This window comes from Marinifilum sp. D714 (assembly GCF_030851345.1).
Lineage (GTDB): Bacteria > Bacteroidota > Bacteroidia > Bacteroidales > Marinifilaceae > Marinifilum.
Genome location: NZ_JALPNU010000086.1, coordinates 1 through 406 on the forward strand (window position 1 = coordinate 1; position 406 = coordinate 406).

Sequence of the window (406 nt, forward strand, 5' to 3'; positions counted from 1 at the left end):
TATACAGCGGTTCATTAAGTTGTGGGGATTTTCTTTTGTAAATGTCAAGCATCGATTCATAACCACGCTTCTTCAAGCGATTAAGGGTAATTGTAGTTCCAAGTATTGGACTTTGAGCAATAGCCCAACCACCCATTCGAGAACGAGACCACGCATAGGCTTGACCTTGTTCAATACCTAAACGAATCAAACTACGCTTCTTCTTATCAGGCTTTTTCCAATGGTGCCAGATGCAATATCTGAGCCTGTTACGAACCCATCCATCAACATCTTGAAGTTTGACCAGCATACTGGCCATGCGGAAGTTGTTTACCCAACCTCTTTGCACCTCAGCAAGTTTTTGAATACGTTCTTCAAAACTCATGGGTGTCGTTTTTCGAGTGATGGTTTTTAGCTTTTGTTTCAG

The 406-nt window shown here is 41.9% G+C and carries 1 protein-coding gene; it reads right to left on the reverse strand.

The features are described 5' to 3' along the window. The coding region (locus tag M0051_RS19655) for a group II intron maturase-specific domain-containing protein (RefSeq protein ID WP_306743272.1) at positions 1-364 on the reverse strand (364 nt) is incomplete at its 3' end. Positions 365-406: the final 42 nt, after the last annotated feature.